The sequence below is a fragment of the Pseudonocardia sp. ICBG1293 genome (assembly GCF_020131355.1).
GTDB lineage: Bacteria > Actinomycetota > Actinomycetes > Mycobacteriales > Pseudonocardiaceae > Pseudonocardia.
In genome coordinates this window covers 169,609-189,791 of the sequence record NZ_JAHLEL010000014.1, presented here as the reverse complement: position 1 = coordinate 189,791, position 20,183 = coordinate 169,609, and the positions used below count along the sequence as shown (strand labels likewise).

The window sequence follows — 20,183 nt, the reverse complement described above, 5'->3', positions numbered from 1 at the left end:
CTCCTTCTCAGCTGCTCAGGTGGGGCGTCAACGCGTCGTGCACGGCACGGGCGAGCTCGACGGCGTTCGGGGTGTCGGAGTGCACGCAGACCGAGTCCGCACGCACGGTCAGCTCCTTGCCGTTCTCCGAGGTGGCCTTCCCCTCGGTGACCGCGCGCAGGGCGCGTTCCGCGGAACGCACCGGGTCGAACGCCTCGTGCTCCCGGGTGATGACCAACGAGCCGTCGGCGCGGTAGTCGAGGTCGGCGTAGTACTCCGCGACGAAGCCGGCGGGCCGGTCACCCCACACCTGCTCGTGGACGGTGCCGACCATGCCGACCAGCGGGGCGCCGAAGACGTCGGCGGCGTCGGCGATCGCGGCGGCCACCTCCGGGTCGCGGGCCGACATGCCGTAGAGCGAGCCGTGCACCTTGACGTGGTTGAGCTCCATGTCGCGGGCGCGCAGGAACCCGGCCAGCGCCCCGATCTGGTAGACGACGCCCGCGGTCAGCTCCTCGCGGTCGAGCCTCATCTCGCGGCGCCCGAAGCCCTCCCGGTCGGGCAGCGACGGGTGCGCCCCGACCTTCACCCCGTGCCGCTGGGCCAGCGCCACGGTGCGGGCCATGACCCGCGGGTCGGAGGCGTGGAAGCCGCACGCCACGTTGGCGACGGTCACCCAGGGCATCAGGCCCTCGTCGTCGCCGCAGTGGTAGATCGAGTACGACTCGCCCATGTCGCAGTTGATGTCCACCATGTCCCGGTCTCCCTCCCCTGGTCTCAGGCAGTGTGGCCGGAGGCCTGGTTGATCGCCCGCCAGACGGCCTGCGGGGTCGCGGGCATGTCGATGTGGGTCACGCCGAGGTGGGCCACGGCGTCGATCACCGCGTTGACCACCGCCGGCGAGGAGCCGATCGCGCCGGACTCGCCGATCCCCTTGACCCCCATCGGGTTGGTCGGCGACGGGGTGACCAGCTGCTCGAGCTCGAAGTGCGGCAGGTCGGTCGCGGCGGGCACGGCGTAGGAGGCCAGGTTGCCCGCCGTCGGGTTCCCGGCCTCGTCGAAGGTGGCGTGCTCGTAGAGCGCCTGCCCGATGCCCTGGGCGATCCCGCCGTGCAGCTGCCCCTCGACGATCGTCGGGTTCACGACCACCCCGCAGTCGTCGACGGCGACGTAGCGGCGGATCCGGGTGAACCCGGTCTCGGTGTCGACCTCGGTGACGCAGACGTGGGTGCCGAAGGGCCAGGTGAAGTTCGGCGGGTCGAACGCCGAGTCCGCGGTCAGGTTCGGCTCCATGCCCTCGGGAAGGTCGTTCGCCAGCGACGCCGCCCCCGCCACCTCCTGGATGGTCACCGAGGGCCCGGCCGTGCCCGACACCGAGAACCGGCCACCGGTGAACTCCAGGTCGGACTCGTCGGCCTCCAGCAGGTGCGCGGCGATCTGCATCGCCTTGTCCAGGACCTTGCCCGCGGCCAGGTGCACCGCGGTGCCGCCGACGGCAAGGCTGCGCGAGCCGTAGGTGTCGCGGCCGAACGGCGCGACCAGGGTGTCGCCGTGCAGGACCTCCACGTCGTCGGGGTGGACGCCGAGACGGTCGGCGACGATCTGGGACCAGGCCGTCTCGTGCCCCTGCCCGTGCGGGGAGGTGCCGGTGACGACCTCGACCTTGCCGCTGGTCGTCATCCGGACGGTCGCCTGCTCCCAGCCGCCGGACTGCAGCCGGACCCCGGCCGCGACCTTCGACGGCGACAGCCCGCCGGACTCGGTGAAGTTGCCGAACCCGATCCCGAGCTGCACCGCCCCGCCCGACTCGCGCCGGCGGGCCTGCTCGGCGCGCAGCTCGTCGTAGCCGACCAGCTCCATCGCCCGGCGCATGCAGGTCTCGTAGTCCCCGGAGTCGTACTGCACCCCGGACGGGACGGTGCGCGGCTCCAGGAACTTCGGGTGCAGGTTGCGCAGCCGCACCTCGGCCGCGTCCATCCCCAGCTCGCGGGCGAGGTCGTCCATGATCCGCTCGTGGCCGTAGGCGGCCTCCGAGCGCCCGGCGCCGCGGTAGGCGTCGGTGGGGGTGAGGTTGGTGAACACGCCCTTCGCGGTGAAGGAGTAGTGCCCGAAGTCGTAGAGCCCGCAGAAGGTGAAGGCGCCGAACACGGCGATGCCGGGGGTGAGCAGCTGCAGGTAGGCGCCCATGTCGGCGAGCAGCTCGACGCGCATCGCGAGGATCTTCCCGTCGCGGGTGGCGGCGACGGAGACGTCCTGGATCTGGCCGCGGCCGTGCGTGGTGGCCTGGTGGTGCTCCGAGCGGGTCTCGGTCCACTTCACCGGGACCCCGAGCCGCCGGGCGAGCACCAGTGCGAGGAACTCCTCGGCGTAGACGTTGAGCTTCGCGCCGAACCCGCCGCCGACGTCCGGGGCGACGACCCGGATCCGGGTGTCCGGGATGCCGGTGACCGCGGCGAGGATGTCGCGCACGAAGTGCGGTACCTGGGTCGCGGTGTAGACGGTGAAGCCCGCGCCGACCTGGTCCGGCACGCACACCACCGCGCGCGGCTCCATCGGTGAGGGGACCACCCGCTGCTGCAGGTAGCGCCCGGACACGACCACCTCGGCGTCGGCGAAGGCGGTGTCGACGTCGCCGGTCGCCAGCGGCCAGGTGTAGCAGTGGTTGGTGCCCATCTCCGCGTGCACGACCGGGGCACCGTCGGCGAGCGCGTCGGCCATGTCGACCACGGCGGGCAGCTCGGCGTACTCGACGTCCACCAGGTCGGCGCCGTCGCGGGCGGCCGCGGCACCGGTGGCGAGCACGACCGCGACGCCGTCGCCGACGTGGTTCACCTCGTCGCGGGCGAGCGGGCGGTGGTCGGGGATGCGGATGTCCTCGGTGACCGGCCAGCCGCACGGGATGCCGGCGAGGAACTCGTCGTCGACGTCGGCGGCGGTCAGCACCGCGCGCACCCCGGGGACCGCCGCCGCGGCCGCGGTGTCGATGCCGACGATCCGGGCGTGCGGCAGCGGGCTGCGCACCACGACCATGTGCAGGGTGCCGGGTGGGGTGATGTCGTCGGTCCAGGTGGCCCGGCCGGTGAGCAGCGCCTGGTCCTCCTTGCGCTGCATGCGGGCCCCCACCCACGGTGCCGCGGCGGTACCGGTCTCCTGCGTGGCGGTCACTGCGCTCCTTCCGACGACGACTGCGGTCCGTGCCGGACAGCGTGATCGGGAACACCCCGCCGCGGTAGTGTCCGGACTGTCCACTTCGATGACCGGAACCTGACGGTCCGGCAGGGGGTCCGATGGCGCTGACACTGCGCACGCTCTGTGCGACCCGCAGCCTCGGACTGCGGCTCGCGTGTCCGTCCGCGGATCAGGATCGCGCGCTCACATGGGTGCATTCGAGCGAACTGTCCGATCCGACGCCCTACCTCGACGGCGACGAGCTGCTGCTGACCACCGGGCTCGGGCCGGCGCCCGACCCGGCCGGGTACGTGGCCCGGCTGGTCGCGCACGGCCTGGCCGGGCTCGGGTTCGGCTGCGGGCTGGGACACGACGAGCTGCTCCCCGCGCTGCGCGAGGCGTGCACGCGGGCCGGACTGGCGCTGCTGGAGGTCCCCGAGCGCACGCCGTTCCTCGCGCTCACCAAGGCCGTCGCGGAGGCCCGCGCCGCCGACCGCTACGCCGAGGTGGTGCGCACCGACGAGGCGCAGCGGGTGTTGACCGCCGCCGCGCTGGGCGAGGACCCGGACACCGGGACCGCCCGGGTCCTCGACCGGCTCACCGAACGGCTCGGCGCCTGGGCCCTCATCTCCGACCCCGACGGCCGGGTGCGCCGGTCCGCGCCCGCCGCGGCGGCGCGACGGGCGGTGGTGCTGGGCGCCGAGATCGACCGGGTCCGGGAGCACCCCGGCCCGTCCAGCGTGACCGTCGCCGCCGGCGACGGCCAGGTCGTGCTCCAGCCGGTCCGCCTGATCGGGCCCGCGGTGCTCGTCGTCGGGCGGGACCGGCGGTTCACCCCGGTCGACCGCCAGCTCATCGGGTCGGCGGTGTCGGTGCTGACCCTCGCCCACGCGCGCAGCGCCGCGGCCGGGCGGGCCGAGCGCCGGGTACGGACCGCGGTGCTCCGCGCCCTGGCCACGCTGCCCGGCTGCGGCGCCGAGGACGTGCTCGCCGAGACCTGGGGACCGCTGCCCGCCGGGGACCTGGTCGCCGTCGCGCTGGGCGGGCGGACCACCGGCGCGCCACCGGACGTGCTGCTCGACGCCCTGGAACGGGCCGCCGGGGTCGCCTTCCACACCGAGCTCGACGGGCAGGTGGCGGCGGTCGTCGGCGTGGGGTCGGTGCCCGCGGTGCTCGAGGTCGCCGGGCGGGTGCGCGGGGTCCGGGCCGGGGTGTCCACCTCGGCGCCGGTCGGCGACCTGGGACGCGCCCTGCGCGAGGCGGGCCGGGCCCTCGACGCCGCCGAGCGGCGCGACCGGGCGGTGCTGCACTTCGCCGACCTGGCCGGGAGCGGGCTCGCCTCGCTGGTGCGCCCCGAGGACGCCCTCGCCTTCGCCGACGCCGTGCTCGGCCCGCTGCTCCGCCACGACGCCGAGCGGCGCGGCGACCTGGTCGCCTCGCTGCGGGAGTGGCTGGCCCACCACGGGCAGTGGGACCCGGCCGCCGCCCGGCTCGGGGTGCACCGGCACACGCTGCGGGCCCGCATCACCCGGGCCGCGGCGCTGCTGGAGCGTGACCTCGACTCCCCCGGCGTCCGTGCCGAGCTGTGGTTCGCCCTGCACGCCACCGCCCCCTCCTGAGGCGACCCGGGACGCGCTACCGGGCGACGACCGAGCCCACCGTGGCCTGCGGCGGCTCCGGGGTCGCGGAACAGACCGGGCCGGGGCGCGGCACGAACCTCCCGCCGCTCCCGCCGGGCGGGGCGACCCGCATCCCCCGTGCCTGCGCCGGGACGCACTCGGCGTCCGGGTACGACGCCGCCGTCCGCACCCGCAGCCGCGCGGTCGCCGCGGCGCCGGGGGCCAGGACCACCCGGGCACGGGGCCCGTCGATCGCTGCCCGGGGCCCGACCCGGGTGCCCTCGTTGCCCGCGACGAACGCCACGCCCGGATAGCCGTCGAGCACGCAGACGGCGCCGCCGCTGTTGCGGAAAACCAGGTCCGAGACCGCGGCCGGGCCCTCGACGCGGGGTGCGGTGGCCGACACGTCGAGGGTGTCCCCGGTGCACGGACCGGCCGGGGCGCGCTCATCGGCCGGGACGCCCGGGCCGGGCGGCGCGGCCACCGGCGCCGGGGGCGGCGCCGACGCGACCGCGGCCGGGTCCGGGCTCGGCAGGACCGGGGACGGCGGGCCCGCGGGGCCGCAGCCGGCGAGCAGGACCAGCAGGGCGGCACCCGCCCCGGCCGCACGCGGACCGACCACCGTGCCTCCCGATCCGACCCTCGTCGCGACGCCGTCGGCGCCAGTGTGGCGTGTCCGTGCCCCTCCCCGGACGCCGGGTAGGGTCCTGTGCATCGACAACGACATGCCCCGCCGATGACCCCGTGGCAGCTGCTCACGCTGTTCGGCGCCGGTATCGCCGCCGGCCTGGTCGGCGCCGTCGCCGGGCTCGCGTCGCTGTTCTCCTACCCTGCGCTGCTGGCCGTCGGCCTGCCCGCGACCACGGCGAACATCACCAACACCGTCTGCATGCTGTTCCAGGGTGCGGGGGCGGTCGCCGGGTCGCGCCCGGAGCTGCGCGGCGCCGGGCCGCAGCTGCGGCGCTGGCTCGGCCCGGCGCTGCTCGGAGGTGCGGCCGGTGCCGGGCTGCTGCTCCTGACCCCGGCAGGCGGCTTCGAGCGGCTGGTGCCGTTCCTCGTCGCCGCCGCGGCGGTGCTGCTCCTGCGCCCGCCCCGGCCGGCGGCCGGGTCCCGGCCGCCCGGTCCCGTCGTCGCGCTGGGGGTGTTCGGTGTCGCCGTCTACGCCGGGTACTTCGGTGCCGCGGCCGGGGTGATGATGCTGGCGCTCACGCTGTCGCTGCCCGGCGCGACGCTGCTGCGGGCCAATGCCCTCAAGAACGTGCTGAGCTGGGCGGCCAACGCCGTCGCCGCCGTCGGGTTCACGGTGTTCGGCGACGTCGCGTGGGCCGCGGTGCCCGCGCTGGCCCTGGGCCTGCTCCTCGGCGGGTGGCTCGGCCCGGCGGTGGCCCGCCGGCTCCCGGCGCGCCTGGTCCGGATCGGCATCGCCGTCGCGGGGCTCGGCCTGGCGGTGCGGCTGTTCGTCCAGGCCTGGCTCTGAGGCGGTCCCCCGCCCGGTCCCGGTCCGGACGCCCGCCACCTGCCGGGCCGTCAGCCCCGGCGGTACTCGAGCATCGCCGTGACCGGACCGTCGGTGCGGTGTCCGTGACGGCGCAGCCAGCCGTCGAGCTTGCCCTGCACCGTCGGCAGGTCGGGGCGACGGTGCGGCTCGGTGCGCATCGCCTGCTTGAGCAGCGCCAGGTGCGCGGTGCGACCGGGCAGGTGGGTCAGCTTCGCCCCCGCCGCGGCGGCCCGCAGCCCGGCGACGGCGTCGGCGGACTCGCCGCGCGGGGGGTGCCCGCTCAGTGCGAACGACACCGCGGCCGCGAGCTGCCAGGCGTCCGAGGCCGGTGAGGCGGGCTTGCCGGCCGCGGCCTCCGGAGCCAGGTAGTCCGGCGTGCCGAGCACGTAGCCGGTCTGGGTCAGGGTGGAGTCGCCCTGCTTGCGCGCGATCCCGAAGTCGATCAGATGCGGGTGCCCCTGCGGGTCGACGACGATGTTGCCCGGCTTGATGTCGCGGTGCAGGACCCCGGCGCGGTGCGCGGTGTGCAGCGCCCCGGCGATGCCGGTCCAGATGCGGGCCGCGGAGATGTCGTCGACCGGTCCCTGCTCGCCGACGAGCTGGCCCAGCGACATCCCGTCGACGTACTGCATGACGATGACCAGCCCGTCCATGCCCTGCAGCCCGGGGTCGGAGGAGGCGTGCAGCAGGTCGTAGATCTGGACGCAGCACGGGTGGCGCAGCGCGCCCAGCGCGGCGGCCTCCCGGCGGATCCGCTCCTCGGTCTCGGGGTCCGCGGCGTGCGCGGACTTGACCGCGACGGTGTGTCCCCGCTGCGCGTCGTGGGCCAGCCACACCCTGCCGAAGCCCCCGGCCCCGAGCCGGCGCAGCAGCCGGAACCGCGGCGCACGGGGCGACCCGCCCGCCACCGGCGCAGCCAGGGTCGGCCGGCGCGGCGGTCCCGCGGGGGGCGGGAGCGGGCCGCGGGCGGCGCCCGACGCCGGCCCCCGCGGCGGCCCGGCCGCGGGGTGCGCGGCCAGACCGGAGAACGGCGGCGGCCCGCCGGGCGGGCGCCCACCCGGGCCCGGGGCGTACGCGGCGGGCGGCGGCATGCCGTACCCCACCGGCGGACGGGGCACCGCGGTGAACCCGGCATAGGGGGCGGACCGCTCGACCGGGACCGGCCCGCGGCCGCCGTCGGTGCCGTCGGTGCCGAGGGTGCCCGGCACCTCGCGGGCGGAGAACCGCTGGGCCAGCCGCTCGGCCACGCTGGGCGTCGCCGCGGCCCCGGCCTGCGGGGCGACCCCGCTGCCACCGCGCCCCGCCCGGGACGACCCGGTCCCGGTGGCGCCGGCCGCGGACGGGTCGGCGCGCCGCGGCGGGGCGTCGCGCCCGGCGCGGATCCGTTCGACCGTCGCCCGCGACGGCGCGGGGAACAGCGGCACGACGAGCACCCCGACCAGACTCGCGCCGAGGATGCCGACCCACAGGTGCTCGGCCGTCCCCGCGGGGACGGTGCCGGTCAGGACGATCAGGGCGAACAGCGGGAGCCAGAAGAACTTGGCGGGCCAGCGCGGCCCGCGGCGCAGCGCGGTGCGCGCCTGCACCGCGACCAGCACGGTCGCCAGCAGCGGCACGATCCCGAGCAGCGCGACGGAGGTGACCGAGGTGACGACGTCGCCGCCGATGGACCCGGCGACGGTGCCGCGGCCCAGGTAGCTGCTCTGGGTCCCGACGACACTGCAGGTCTCGACCCGGATCGACGAGGTCGTCGACGCGCTCAGACCGGGCACGGCGGGCACCCCGGCGGTGGCGCGGCCGAACACCTCGCCGGCCCCGACGAACACGGCCAGCGGGAGCAGCCCCGCCGACAGCACGCCGATCCCGGCCAGCAGGACCGACTCCGCCGAGCCGTAGCCGGACGACGAGCCGGAGCCGATCCCCCGGCGCAGCAGCGCGACGAGTGCGGCGCCCGCGGTGGGCAGCAGCCCGGTCAGCACGCCGAGCGCCGTGACCGACCACGCCCAGTCCCCCGGGCACACGTCGGGCACCCCGAGCCCGCGGATGCCGTCCAGCACCCCGGCGACGAGCGCCACCAGCGCGTCCACGCCCGTCCTCACCCCCGACCTCGCTCCGGGTGCGGGCCACCCGGACTGCCCACTATCGCATCACCCGGCTGCTGCCCGGCGGAGCAGCGGGGGCACGGGGGCTCGTGCGGTGCGGCGCAGCGGGCTCAGCGCACGAACAGGTCCAGGTCGGTGTTGAACCGGTCGAGGAGCTCGGCCAGGGAGTCGCGGTCGTGGGTCGGCCAGTGCGCGATGACCTCGCGCAGCGGCGCCAGGCGCGCCTCGCGGACCTGCTCCCGGGCGGTCAGCCCGGCCGGGGTCAGGGTGACGCTGACCGAGCGGGGGTCGCGCTCGTGCGGGGAGACGTCGACCAGACCGGCCCGCGACAGGCGGGAGACCTGACGGCTGGCGGTGGGCTTGGAGACGCCGAGCTTGCCGGTCAGCGCGGTGAGCGAGAGCGCGCCCTCGTCGTCGAGCAGCATGAGGACCGGGTAGGTGTAGCGGTCCACGGCGTCGTTCGTGCCGTACCCGTGCGCCCACACCGCCTCCATGGTGCGGCGGACCAGCAGCGTGATCTGCTTCTCCAGCGAGTGCAGCGGGTCCTGGGTGGCCGTGGCGAGACCGCCGGTCGCCACGGTTGCGTCGTCGTCAATCGGGCCAATCGGACGTTCCGTCATGATTCGCAGACTACACACGTTGCGGACCGCAACATTGACGATCGCAATCACGTAAGAGCGTCCGGCGATTGATGGTTATCGGAGTCGACGGGTCGTGGGTCGGGTTGTCCAGCGGTAGCGGCTGCGGGCACGGTTGATCAGCCGGCGGATCACGGTGAGCGCGGCGGCGAGGTTGAGGTAGAACTCGACGATGATCTTCCGGCGATCGGTGAACCGGCGCAGCTTGCCGTAGCCGTTCATCCAGGAGTGCGTGCGCTCGATGGGCCACCGTCGTCCTGCCTGGATCGGCGCCGGGACCCCCGTGGTCGCGATCTCGCCGGTGAAGCCCAGGGTGTGCAGCAGAGTACGGGTCTTGCCGGAGTCATAGCCGCGGTCCAGGTGCACGGTCGGGAACAGATCACCACCGTGGGCGTCGCGGTGGCGGGGCAGCGGGCCGATCATCGTCACGATGCCGGTCAAGGTCGGTTCCAGCAGGGGCGAGTCATGGTCGTTGGCTCGCGCCGCGACCAGGTGCAGCGGGATGCCCTGGTCATCGCAGGCCACGGACCGTTTCGTGCCCTGCTTGCCGCGGCCGACAGGGCTGCGGCCGGCCACCTCGCCTCCGCCTGGTGCCTTGGTGATCGATCCGTCGACCGCCAGATCGTCAAGATCCAGGCCGAGTATCTGGTCGTAACCGGCCAGCGCGGTGCGGAGCAGTTCCTCGCTGACTCCCGCGGTGGCCCAGTCATCGAGACGGCGGCGGATGGTGCGGTCCGAGCAACCCGGCGTGGCGATGCGTTCGTAGCCACTACCGTGCACCAGAGCGGCAACGACGTGGTCGAACACGACCCGATCAGAGATCCGGCGACGGTGACAGCCCCACGGATGGGCCGGGTCGAACTCCGGGCGCCGCTCTGCCTCGATCAGGGCAGCGAACTCGACCCAGAGGGGGTCGATCAGCGATTCTGGCAATAGAGGCACGGACCCTCCAGGCGACCATCAGGACATCAGCAATCCCATGATCACTTGCAGGTCCGTGTCTCTACCAACACCGACACACGGCCACCTCTACTGCCGGACGCTCTAAGCTTGATCTTTAACCTTCCGGAGCTGCTGCTGGGAGGTTGATGTAGTTCGGGCGGCGTGTCGGCGGGACATGGGTACGGCCACCGCTTGATCATCTTCGGGTTCCTTCCACAGAACATCGAAGACGAAAGCGGTGGCCGTGGTGGTCAGTGTGGCTTCTGCCGGGCCAGTGGTGCTCGGTGACACTCCGGTCGGGCGGGGTGATCTTGCCGGGTTTCGGCAGGAGTTCTACGCGTCGTTGACTGCGCGAGCGGATGCGCTGTTCGAGCTCACCGACGCCGTGTTGTGCGCGGACGGCCCGGTTCGCTCGCTACCGGAGCTGACCTTGGTGGCTGAGCACCGTCGCGGGCACGGCGCGATGTACGACGCGTTGGCCTGTGGCAGGATCTCCGCCCGGAGGCTGCGCCGGGTGCTGGCCGGTCTCCCGTTGCCCCGTGCCGTCGACGGTCGGATCGTGCTCGCCGTGGATGTCAGCCCGTGGCTGCGCCCGGACGCTACGACCAGCGATCAGCGGCTGTTCTGCCATGTCTACGGACGCGGAAAGGGCAACGCGCAGCTGATCCCGGGCTGGCCATACTCGTTCGTCGCCGCCCTGGAGACGGGCCGGACGTCGTGGACGGCGGTCCTGGACGCGGTTCGACTCGGCCCGGCCGACGACGCCACCGCGGTGACCGCCACCCAGCTACGCGCGGTCATCGAGCGACTGACCAGCGCCGGGCACTGGCGCCCCGGGGACCCGGACATCGTGATCGTCACCGACACCGGATACGACATCACCCGCCTCGCCTACGTACTGGCCGATCTGCCCGTCGAGCTGGTCGGACGACTGCGCTCGGACCGGGTCCTGCGCCTGCCCAAGCCGCCACGGCTGCCCGGCACGACCGGGCGCCCACCCAAGCACGGCCCGGAGATCGCCTTGAACCGGCCCGCCACCTGGATCGAACCGGTGCACACCACGACGACCAAGACCACCCGCTACGGCACTGCCGTCGCGACCAGCTGGGACCGGGTCCACCCCCGGCTGACCCGGCGCACGTGCTGGATCGACCACGCCGGCGAACTGCCGATCATCGAGGGCACCCTGCTCCGGCTGCAGGTCGACCACCTACCCGGCGACCGCGACCCGAAGCCCGTGTGGCTATGGAGCTCCGCCACCGACGCGAGCGCCGCCGACGTGGACCGCTGGTGGCAGGCGTTCCTCCGCAGATTCGATCTCGAGCACACATTCCGCCTGCTCAAGCAGACCCTCGGCTGGACAACCCCGAAGCTGCGCACCCCCGAAGCCGCCGACCGCTGGACCTGGCTGATCATCGCCTCCCACACCCAACTCCGCCTGGCCCGACCACTGGCCGCCGACCTACGCCGCCCCTGGGAACGACCCGCCGCCCCCACCCGGCTCACCCCGGCCCGGGTTCGCCGCGCCTTTCGGAACATCCGCGCGCGGACCGTCCTCCCGGCCAGTGCACCGAAACCCAGCCGACCCGGTCCCGGCCGCCCACCCGGCTCCCGCAACCGGCACACCCCGACCAGCCACGACGTCGGGAAAACGGTCAAACGCGACCGCACCATCACCGCGCGACGACAACACACAGGTTAAAAACCAAGCTAAGACGTCGTTTCAGAAGTGGTGGGCCCGGTTCTGCCGGTGACGGCGGGGCTGGCAGCATCGGCTGATGGTCGCGCCTCGTGTGTCTGAGAAGACGAAGATTTTCGAGTTGGAGATCGTCCTGACCGAGGTGGTGCCGGCGGTCCGGCGTCGGGTGCAGGTGCCGGGCGAGGTCGACTTGGCGGTGTTGCACGAGGTGGTGCAGTCAGTGATGGGCTGGACGAACTCTCATCTGCACGAGTTCGAGATCGTCGGGCGCCGCTACGGGATCCCAGACCCGGACTGGCCCGGACAGGATGTCGCCGACGAGACGAAAGAGAAGCTGTTTCGGCTGGTCAAGGCTGGTGACCGGTTCGGTTACGTCTACGACTTCGGTGACAACTGGGCCCACGAGATCACCGTCGAGGCGGTCGCGGCCGTCGAGCCGGGAGTGTGCTATCCGCGATGCGTCGCCGGGCAGGGGGCGTGCCCGCCCGAGGACGTCGGCGGGATCGGGGGGTATGAGGACTTCCAGGCCGTGCTCGCCGACCCTGACCATCCCGACCGCGCCGAGCGCCTGGAGTGGGCGGGCGGGCCGTTCGACCCGCACCGCTTCGACCCTGACGAGGCCGACCGGGCCTTGGAGTGGCTGGCCTGGCGGCCGCTGGCCCCGACCTCGTAGGCGAGTGCCTCAGCGAGGGCTGGGTCGACCATCACTTCGGCTTCGGCTTCGGCTTGGTGAGGCGGCGGTGGCAGATCAGGGCGCAGGCCAGCGATAACAGCGCGGTGATCGTGGATTCGGCGCGGTCGTAGCGCAGCGCGAGGCGGCGGAAGTCCAGCAGCCAGGACATGGTGCGCTCGACGACCCAGCGGACCCGCCCGAGCCGGGTGGAGTCCTCGATCCCGCGCCGGGCGATCCGCACCCCGATCCCACGCCCACTCAGGTAGCGGCGGCAGCGGGGATAGTCGTAGCCCTTGTCGGCGTGCACCTTGTCCGGCCGACGTCGCGGACGCCCCGGCTGTCCCGCCCGTTCGCGGACGCCGGGGTTGGTGTCCAGCAGCGGGGCGAGCATCCGACTGTCGTGGGTGTTCGCCCCGGTGACCAGCGCATGCAGCGGGAGCCCGCCTCGGTCGCAGAGCACGTGGTACTTGCTGCCCGCCTTCCCGCGATCGGTCGGCGAGGGCCCGGTGGCCTCGCCGCGGCGCTTGGCCCGCACGCTCACGCTGTCCACCGCCGCCCGCGACCAGTCCAGCAGGCCCTGCTGGGCGAGGCGGTCGAGCATCACCCGGTGCAGCTGGGCCCAGACCCCGGCCTGCTGCCACTGCCGTAGCCGCCGCCAGCAGGTCACTCCGGACCCACAGCCGAGCTCGGCGGGCAGCGCGTTCCAGCTGATCCCGGTCTTGAGCACGAACACGATCCCGGCCAGAGCGGCCCGATCCGGCACCCGCGGACGGCCTGTCCGTCCCCGCTTGTGCTTGCGCGGCTTGGGCAGCAGCGGCTCCACCAGCGCCCACAGCTCGTCGCTCACCAATCGCTCGACACAAGATCGCCGCGCCACGACCGGACATGATCAGCTACCAGCGCCGATCCACACAGGACCGACACGCCGACTTCTGAAACGACCTCTAAGAGGTCGCGCGGATTGGTCACAGCTTGGCCGCGGTCGAGTGTCTGGGGGCGAGGGCGGGTACGGGCCTGCCGATCATGAAGTTATCTACGCTTCGTGATCGTCTGGAGGCCGCGTGCCCACCCTGCCATCATGGCTGACCGAGCCGTTGTGGGACCAGTTCACCGCGCTGCTGCCTCATCGAGACGAGTTCGATCCCACCCATCCGCTGGGCTGCCATCGCCGCCGGATCGCGGATCGGATCGTGTTCGACAAGCTCCTGCAGGTACTGCGGTTCGGCTGCTCGTATGAGGGCATCGCTGACAGCACCTGCTCGGCGACCACCATCCGCGATCGTCGTGACGAGTGGATCAGGCTCGGGGTCTTCGCCCAGCTGCGTCGGATCGTCCTGGACGCCTACGACCGCATCGTCGGTCTGCTGCTGCACGACATCGCCGTCGATGGCGCCATCACCAAGGCCCCCGGCGGCGGCGAGGTCGCCGGTCCGTCGCCGGTGGACCGGCGCAAACAGGGTATGAAACGTTCGGTGCTCGTCGAGGGATACGGCATCCCGCTGGGCCGAGTCCTGGCCGGAGCCAACCGGCACGACTCCCCGCTACTGGGCCCCACCCTCGACCGCCTCGATGCTCTCGGCCCGCTGCCCGACGACATCACCGTGCACCTCGACGCCGGCTATGACTCCGGCAAGACCCGCGACACGCTGGCCGAACGAGGCCTGCACGGCGAGATCGCGCACAAGGGTGAGAAAGCGCCGATCCAGGCCACCCGCCGCTGGCACGTCGAGCGGACCAACGCTTGGCACAACAGCTTCAACCGGCTGCAGCGCTGCTACGAACGACGAGAAATCGTCGTCGACGCGTTCTTCGACCTCGCCGACACGATCGTCACACTCCGTAGCTTGATTCGGCAGGCCTGGACCACACACCGCTGGAACGCCCGACCTGCACGACGTCCATGATCACCAACCAATCCGCGCGACCTCTAAGAGGTCATTTCAGAACGAGGTCGACGTGTCTGTTGTAGACGACAAGCGGCTATCTGACCTGCCGTTTGATCTGTCGTCGAGGGGTCAATGGAAACTCGACAAGTCGTTCTGAAACGACCTCTAAGCCGATCGAAAGGTTCGTGCGCGTTCACGCAACGATACTGCGCCGAACGGGTGTGATCAGCGACGCTCGTCGTCGATCTCGCAGGACGAACCACCCGTCGGCGGACGGACCGGACCTTTCGTGTTACCTCCGTGTTGCATTACGCAATGCTTAGCGTTGCAATTGATCATGCCGGGCGGCGCGGCCCGGGCCACGAGAGATCGAGGAGGCGCTCACCGTGTGCGGAATCTGCGGCTGGATCGACTACCGGCACGACCTGGGGGCGGACGAGCACGCCCGCACCCTGGCGGCGATGAACGACACGATGTCCTGCCGGGGACCGGACCAGCAGGGGGTGTGGGCGCAGGGGCCCGCGGCGCTGTGCCACCGCAGGCTCGCCGTGATCGACATCGAGGGCGGGCGCCAGCCGATGACCCTCGACGAGGGCGGGGCCCCGGCCCTGCACATGGTCTACTCCGGTGAGACCTACAACTTCCGGGAGCTGCGCGAACAGCTCGCCGCGGCCGGTCACCGGTTCCGGACCTCCAGCGACACCGAGGTGGTCCTGCGGGCGCACCGCGAGTGGGGCGCGAAGGACCCCCGCGACGTCGCCCGCCGGCTCAACGGCATGTTCGCCTACGCCCTGTGGGACTCCGGCACGCACGAGCTCGTGCTGGTCCGCGACCGGCTGGGCGTCAAGCCGCTGTACTACTACCCCACGCCGCACGGTGTGCTGTTCGGCTCCGAGCCCAAGGCGATCCTGGCCAACCCCGAGGCCGAGCGGGTGGTCGACGCCGACGGGCTGCGGCGGGCGCTGGCGTTCGTGTCCGACATGTCCAACGCGGTGTTCCGCGGGATGCGCGAGGTGCCGCCCGGCTGCGTGGTCCGGGTCTCGCGCGAGGGCGGTGTCCGCGAGGAGCGCTACTGGCAGCTCACCGACACCGGGCACACCGACGACGTCGACACCACCGTCCACCACGTCCGCGAGCTGCTCGAGGACACCGCGCTGCGCCAGCTCTACGCCGACGTCCCGCTGTGCACCCTGCTCTCGGGCGGGCTGGACTCCTCGGCACTCACCGCGCTCGCGGCCAAGCACGTCGAGGGCACCGTCCGGTCCTTCGCGGTGGACTTCGTCGGCTACGCCGACAACTTCGTCGCCGACGACGCCCGCGGGACCCCGGACACCCCCTACGTGCACGAGGTGGCCGAGTACGTCGGCACCGCACACCGCGACATCGTGTTGCGCACCGAGGACATGATGGACCCGGCCGTGCGGCGCGCCACCGTGCACGCCCGCGACCTGCCCGCCGGCATCGGCGACATGGACTCCTCGCTCTACCTGCTGTTCTCCGCGATCCGCCGGGAGTCCACGGTCGCGCTGTCCGGGGAGTCCGCCGACGAGGTCTTCGGCGGCTACCGCGACTTCCACGACCCCGAGACCGTCGCCGCGGACACGTTCCCGTGGCTGGCCGGGCGGATGATGAACCACGACCATGCCGACCCCGGCCTGTTCGACGGCGCCCTGTGGGCCAAGCTCGACGTGGCCGGCTACGTCGAGGACCAGTACCGGACGGCCCTGGCGGAGGTGCCCGAGCTGACCGGCCCGGCCGCCGACGACCCGCACGAGCGGCGGATGCGCGAGATCTGCTACCTCTACCTGACCCGCTGGCTGCCGGTGCTGCTCGACCGCAAGGACCGGATGAGCATGGCCGTCGGGCTCGAGGTGCGGGTCCCGTTCTGCGACCACCGGCTCGTCGAGTACGTCTTCGGCACCCCGTGGGCGCACAAGACCTTCGACGGCCGCGAGAAGTCGCTGCTGCGCCACGCCACGAAGGACCTCCTGCCCGACTCGGTGGTGCAGCGGGTCAAGAGCCCCTACCCCTCCACCCAGGACGACTCCTACGAGAAGTCGCTGCGCGACCAGGTCGCCGAGATCCTCGGCCGCGGTGACGACGCGCCCGTCGCGCCGCTGGTGGACCGGGCGGCGGTGCAGCGCCGCCTCGACGACGGCGGCGGGCACGAGGCCAACTCGATGGGCCGCCGGATGCAGCTGGAGCGCATCATCGACCTGAACACCTGGATCGGCGACTACGACGTGCAGCTCTCGCTGTAGCCGTCACCGCCGGCCCCGTGGCAGGTTCGCCCCGTGGGTGGTTGTGTGGGTGGCGACCCGCACGACCGCCCACGAGGTGAGGCCACATGGGACTGACCCGCAGCGACGGACCGCTGTCTCCGTACGCACCGACCACGGTGAACTACGCGATCGACGGCCCGGCGCACAAGCTGCTGATGCACCCGTTCCCGAGGCGGGTGCGTGCGGAGTTCGCCGGGCGCACCGTGCTCGACACCCGCGCCGGGTTCCTCGTCCACGAGTCGAACCTGCTGCCCGTGCTCTACGTCCCCGAGGCCGACCTCGACCACGACGTCCTGGTCGCGACCGACCACACCACCCACTGCCCGTTCAAGGGCGATGCGTCCTACCGCTCGCTGGTCGTCGGCGACCGCACCGCGGAGAACGCGGTCTGGCACTACCCCGAGCCGGTGGCGGCCGCGCCCTGGCTGCGCGGGCTCGCCGCGCTCTACTGGAACGCCGCCGACGCCTGGTACGACGAGGACGAGCAGGTCTTCGCCCACCTCACCGACCCCTACACCCGCGTCGACGTGCGCCCGACCCACCGCGAGGTCGTGGTCACCCACGTCGCGACCGACGGGGTGGAGACGGTGCTCGCCCGCTCGCAGCGACCGTGGGTGCTGTCGGAGACCGGGCTGCCGAACCGCTGGTACCTGCCCGCGGCCGACCTGGCCGTCCCGACCACGACGGGCGAGCTGCGCACCCGCTGCCCCTACAAGGGCGAGGCGCACTACGAGCACGCCGAGCTGCCCGGCGGGACCCGGCTGGCCGACCTGTTCTGGCACTACCCCGACCCGCTCCCGGAGTCGGCCCGGGTGGCGGGGCTGCGGGCGACCACCGGCGGCGGTCGCGACGACGGCTCCCGGATCGTGGTGACCGTCGACGGCGTCGAGGCCTGACACCGGGGCCCCACGTCGAGGCTCCACGTCGAGGCCGGAACCGGGCCGGAGCCGGCCCGGTGGGCTCAGTCCTCGTCGGCGACGATCAGGGCCTCGATCGCGGGCAGCGCGGCCTCCAGGGCGGCGCGCTGGTCGGCGTCGAGCCGGTCGAGCCTGCGGGCGACCAGCGCGGTGCGCTGGCTGCGGACCTCCCGCAGCCGGTCCCGCCCGGCCGTGGAGATCGAGATGAGCACGCCGCGGGCGTCACCGGGGTCGGCGGCGCGCTCCACCATGCCCTGGTCGTCCAGGGCGGAGAGCACCCGGGACATGGTCGGCGCGGTCACGCCCTCCCGGCGGGCGAGCTCGGACAGCCGCAGCGGGCCGTGCTGCTCGACGGTGACCAGCGTCGACAGCTGCAGCGGCGGCAGCGACTCGGAGCCGTCGATGCGGATCCGGCGGTTCAGCCTGCCCACGGCCAGCCGTAGCCGCGAGGCCACCTCGTCGTCGCTGGTCTCGAAACGGCCGGCGACCACCGCGCCCGCGGAGCCGCCGGACGCGCTGCCCGATCCCTCACCCATCGCCCCATTCTGCCAAAGAAGTGCTGAGCAATGGCATCGGCCCTCGGGGACGGCCGGGTCGTGACAGGGTCGCGGGCATGCAGATCCCCGACCCCGTCGCCCTCGCCGGCGCGCTGATCGCCCTCGACACCCGTGGCGGCGGCGAACGGCGGGCCGCCGACCTGCTCGCCGGGCTCCTCGAGGACGGCGGTTTCACCGTGCGGGCCGAGCCCGACCCGGCCGCCCCGGAGAGGGCGAACCTGGTGGCCCGCCGGGGCGACGCCCGCCCGCCGGTCACGCTCACCGGGCACCTCGACACCGTCCCGGCCGACCCGGCGGGCTGGTCGTTCGACCCGCACGCCGGCGACGTCGTCGACGGGCGGCTGCGCGGGCGCGGCAGCACCGACATGAAGGCCGGGGTCGCCGCGATCGTCGTCGCGGCGCTGCGCAGCGACCCGGCGGTGCCGCTGCAGCTGGTGTTCACCTTCGGCGAGGAGACCGGCGGTGACGGGGCCCGCCTGCTCACCGGCCTGGAGCCGTCGCCGCTGCTGCTGGTGGCCGAGCCGACCGCGAACCGGGTGCTGCACGGTCACAAGGGCGTGCTGTGGCTGCGGCTGGTGCAGCACGGGGTGAGCGCCCACGGGTCGCGCCCGGAGCTGGGCGACAACGCACTCGTCGCGCTCGGGCGGGTCGCGGCGGCGCTGCACGACCACTCCTGGCCCCGCAGCGCGACGCACGGCGCCGCCACCGCCAACCCCGGGACGCTGCACGCCGGGCTGCAGCCCAATCTGGTGCCCGACCGGGCCGAGCTGGAGATCGACCTGCGTCTGGTGCCCGGCCTCGACGCCGCCGCGGCCCGCGCGCAGGTGGCCGCGATCGCCCGCGCCGCGCTGGCCGGGACGACCCACCGCGGCGTCCCGGACGTCGAGGTGCGCCTGGACCTGCCCGCCGTCGGGACCGATCCGGCCGACCCGCGGGCCCGGTCGGCCGCCACCGCGCTCGGCCACGACGGACCGGCGGCGTTCGCGTCGTACTTCACCGACGCGTCGGTGCTCGTGCCCGCGCTCGGGGACCCCGCGGTGCTGGTGTACGGGCCCGGTGACCCCGAGCTGGCCCACGTCACCGACGAGACCTGCTCCGCGGCCCGGGTCGGCGAGGCGGCCGACGCCCTGGTCACCGCCCTGGTCAGAGCTTGCGCAACCGCACCCGCGTGACGTCGTGGTGCGGGCCCTTGGTCAGCACCGCGCTGGCCCGCGACCGGGTCGGCAGTACGTTCTGCTCCAGGTTCGGCTGGTTGATCGTGGCCCAGATGTGCTCGGCCCGGGCGACGGCCGCGTCGTGGTCGAGCTCGGCGTAGCGCCGGAAGAACGACTGCGGGTCCCGGAACGCGGTCTGGCGCAGCCGCAGGAACCGCTCCACGTACCACCGGCGCACGTCCGCGGTCGCGGCGTCGACGTAGACCGAGAAGTCGATGAAGTCCGACACCGTCAGCGCGCCCGCGACGGCGGGCTGGAGCACGTTGAGGCCCTCGACGATGAGGATGTCGGGGCTGCGGACCACGAGCTGCTCGTCGGGCACGATGTCGTAGACCAGGTGCGAGTAGACCGGGGCGGTGACCTCGGGGCGGCCACCCTTGATCTCCGACACGAAGCGCAGCAGCTTGCGGCGGTCGTAGGACTCCGGGAAGCCCTTGCGCTCCATCAGCCCGCGGGCCTGCAGCTCGGCGTTGGGGTGCAGAAACCCGTCGGTGGTGACCAGCTGCACGTCCGGGTGTTCGGGCGAGCGGGCCAGCAGCAGGCGCAGCAGCCGGGCCGTGGTCGACTTGCCGACCGCCACCGAGCCCGCGATGCCGATCACGAACGGGGTGCGCGCCCCGCCCGAGCCGAGGAACCGCCGGTAGGCCCGGTAGAGCCGCCCGCCCTCCTCGACGTGCAGGTTCAGCAGCCGGGACAGGGGCAGGTAGACCTCGCGGACCTCGTCGAGGTCGACGAAGTCGCCGTAGCTGCGCAGCTGCTCCAGCTCCTGGGCCGACAGCGGCACCGTGGTCGAGGACGCCAGCTGTGCCCAGGACCGGCGGTCGAAGTCGACGAACGGTGAGGCGCTCCCGCGGGCCAGCCCCGAGCTGCGGCGGCCCCCGTACTGCGGGTGCGTCCCGGGTGGCGGGGGCGTGCCCGCGGGCGGGACCGCGGGCTGCGGCGCGCTCACCGCGGGACCGCGGTCGGGACCCCGGCCACCGGCTCCCGGCGCCGGTCCGGGGGACCCGGT

At 73.5% G+C, this 20,183-nt stretch carries 17 protein-coding genes; 8 read left to right on the top strand and 9 right to left on the bottom strand.

The genetic code is table 11. From position 1 onward, the window contains the following. Positions 1-7: 7 nt before the first annotated feature. Both pxpA and KPF47_RS09160 read right to left on the bottom strand, forming a co-directional pair. A complete protein-coding gene (pxpA, locus tag KPF47_RS09165; RefSeq protein WP_224388072.1) occupies positions 8-733 on the bottom strand; it encodes a 5-oxoprolinase subunit PxpA in 726 nt (241 codons plus the stop codon). A gap of 23 nt (positions 734-756) precedes the next feature. Further along, entirely contained in the window at positions 757-3,144 is a 2,388-nt protein-coding gene (locus KPF47_RS09160; RefSeq protein ID WP_224388071.1) for a xanthine dehydrogenase family protein molybdopterin-binding subunit, read from the bottom strand. Positions 3,145-3,266: 122 nt separating this feature from the next. Between KPF47_RS09160 and KPF47_RS09155 the strand changes: the two genes are divergently transcribed. Next, entirely contained in the window at positions 3,267-4,766 is a 1,500-nt protein-coding gene (locus KPF47_RS09155; protein WP_224388070.1) for a PucR family transcriptional regulator, read from the top strand. 16 nt (positions 4,767-4,782) lie between these two features. On the opposite strand, the gene KPF47_RS09150 is transcribed toward KPF47_RS09155, so the two are convergent. Continuing rightward, positions 4,783-5,388: a DUF4232 domain-containing protein gene (locus KPF47_RS09150; RefSeq protein ID WP_224388069.1), complete on the bottom strand. Its 606-nt coding sequence runs from the start codon at positions 5,386-5,388 to the stop codon at positions 4,783-4,785. Between the two features lie 114 nt (positions 5,389-5,502). Between KPF47_RS09150 and KPF47_RS09145 the strand changes: the two genes are divergently transcribed. Continuing rightward, positions 5,503-6,243: a sulfite exporter TauE/SafE family protein gene (locus KPF47_RS09145; protein ID WP_224388068.1), complete on the top strand. Its 741-nt coding sequence runs from the start codon at positions 5,503-5,505 to the stop codon at positions 6,241-6,243. Positions 6,244-6,293: 50 nt separating this feature from the next. Here the strand turns inward: KPF47_RS09145 and KPF47_RS39970 are convergent, their stop codons facing one another. From KPF47_RS39970 to KPF47_RS09130, 3 genes are all read right to left on the bottom strand, one after another. Beyond that, positions 6,294-8,363 (bottom strand): serine/threonine-protein kinase, encoded by a 2,070-nt coding sequence (locus KPF47_RS39970; RefSeq protein WP_224388067.1) that lies wholly within the window; start codon positions 8,361-8,363, stop codon positions 6,294-6,296. Between the two features lie 113 nt (positions 8,364-8,476). Next, positions 8,477-8,944 (bottom strand): MarR family transcriptional regulator, encoded by a 468-nt coding sequence (locus KPF47_RS09135; RefSeq protein WP_224388066.1) that lies wholly within the window; start codon positions 8,942-8,944, stop codon positions 8,477-8,479. A gap of 117 nt (positions 8,945-9,061) precedes the next feature. Then, on the bottom strand, positions 9,062-9,946 hold the full coding sequence (locus KPF47_RS09130; RefSeq protein ID WP_224388065.1) for an IS5 family transposase: 885 nt from the start codon (positions 9,944-9,946) through the stop codon (positions 9,062-9,064). 277 nt (positions 9,947-10,223) lie between these two features. On the opposite strand from KPF47_RS09130, the gene KPF47_RS09125 reads away from it, so the two are divergent. Further along, positions 10,224-11,648 carry an NF041680 family putative transposase gene (locus KPF47_RS09125; RefSeq protein WP_224386384.1) on the top strand — a complete coding sequence of 475 codons (1,425 nt, stop codon included), beginning with the start codon at positions 10,224-10,226 and terminating at the stop codon, positions 11,646-11,648. 76 nt (positions 11,649-11,724) lie between these two features. Then, the gene (locus KPF47_RS09120; RefSeq protein ID WP_224386178.1) at positions 11,725-12,318 is read left to right on the top strand and encodes a plasmid pRiA4b ORF-3 family protein; all 594 of its coding nucleotides are present in this window, start codon (positions 11,725-11,727) and stop codon (positions 12,316-12,318) included. Positions 12,319-12,349: 31 nt separating this feature from the next. Here KPF47_RS09120 and KPF47_RS09115 read toward each other — a convergent pair whose 3' ends face one another. Beyond that, on the bottom strand, positions 12,350-13,195 hold the full coding sequence (locus KPF47_RS09115) for an IS5 family transposase (protein WP_224386179.1): 846 nt from the start codon (positions 13,193-13,195) through the stop codon (positions 12,350-12,352). A 184-nt stretch (positions 13,196-13,379) separates the two neighbouring features. Between KPF47_RS09115 and KPF47_RS09110 the strand changes: the two genes are divergently transcribed. The 3 genes from KPF47_RS09110 to KPF47_RS09100 all read left to right on the top strand — a co-directional run bounded on the left by KPF47_RS09110 (position 13,380) and on the right by KPF47_RS09100 (position 17,382). Further along, complete coding sequence (locus KPF47_RS09110; RefSeq protein WP_224386276.1) at positions 13,380-14,222, top strand: IS5 family transposase; 843 nt, start codon at positions 13,380-13,382, stop codon at positions 14,220-14,222. 368 nt (positions 14,223-14,590) lie between these two features. Next, positions 14,591-16,465, top strand: coding sequence for an asparagine synthase (glutamine-hydrolyzing) (gene asnB, locus KPF47_RS09105; RefSeq protein WP_224388064.1), 1,875 nt, complete (start codon positions 14,591-14,593; stop codon positions 16,463-16,465). Positions 16,466-16,551: 86 nt separating this feature from the next. Next, on the top strand, positions 16,552-17,382 hold the full coding sequence (locus KPF47_RS09100; protein WP_224388063.1) for a DUF427 domain-containing protein: 831 nt from the start codon (positions 16,552-16,554) through the stop codon (positions 17,380-17,382). A 65-nt stretch (positions 17,383-17,447) separates the two neighbouring features. Here the strand turns inward: KPF47_RS09100 and KPF47_RS09095 are convergent, their stop codons facing one another. Next, positions 17,448-17,939 (bottom strand): MarR family winged helix-turn-helix transcriptional regulator, encoded by a 492-nt coding sequence (locus tag KPF47_RS09095; protein ID WP_224388062.1) that lies wholly within the window; start codon positions 17,937-17,939, stop codon positions 17,448-17,450. A 77-nt stretch (positions 17,940-18,016) separates the two neighbouring features. Between KPF47_RS09095 and KPF47_RS09090 the strand changes: the two genes are divergently transcribed. Beyond that, positions 18,017-19,132 carry a M20/M25/M40 family metallo-hydrolase gene (locus tag KPF47_RS09090; protein ID WP_224388061.1) on the top strand — a complete coding sequence of 372 codons (1,116 nt, stop codon included), beginning with the start codon at positions 18,017-18,019 and terminating at the stop codon, positions 19,130-19,132. Here KPF47_RS09090 and coaA read toward each other — a convergent pair. After that, the gene (gene coaA / locus KPF47_RS09085; protein ID WP_224388495.1) at positions 19,104-20,033 is read right to left on the bottom strand and encodes a type I pantothenate kinase; all 930 of its coding nucleotides are present in this window, start codon (positions 20,031-20,033) and stop codon (positions 19,104-19,106) included. The two genes, KPF47_RS09090 and coaA, sit on opposite strands and share 29 nt — an antisense overlap. Positions 20,034-20,183: the final 150 nt, after the last annotated feature.

Bases quoted from the DNA above. Each gene is read 5' to 3' on its own strand.
- pxpA (WP_224388072.1), bottom strand. From the start codon at position 733: ATGGTGGACATCAACTGCGACATGGGCGAGTCGTACTCGATCTACCAC.
- KPF47_RS09155 (WP_224388070.1), top strand. From the start codon at position 3,267: ATGGCGCTGACACTGCGCACGCTCTGTGCGACCCGCAGCCTCGGACTG.
- KPF47_RS09145 (WP_224388068.1), top strand. From the start codon at position 5,503: ATGACCCCGTGGCAGCTGCTCACGCTGTTCGGCGCCGGTATCGCCGCC.
- KPF47_RS09120 (WP_224386178.1), top strand. From the start codon at position 11,725: ATGGTCGCGCCTCGTGTGTCTGAGAAGACGAAGATTTTCGAGTTGGAG.
- KPF47_RS09100 (WP_224388063.1), top strand. From the start codon at position 16,552: ATGGGACTGACCCGCAGCGACGGACCGCTGTCTCCGTACGCACCGACC.
- KPF47_RS09095 (WP_224388062.1), bottom strand. From the start codon at position 17,939: ATGGGTGAGGGATCGGGCAGCGCGTCCGGCGGCTCCGCGGGCGCGGTG.
- KPF47_RS09090 (WP_224388061.1), top strand. From the start codon at position 18,017: ATGCAGATCCCCGACCCCGTCGCCCTCGCCGGCGCGCTGATCGCCCTC.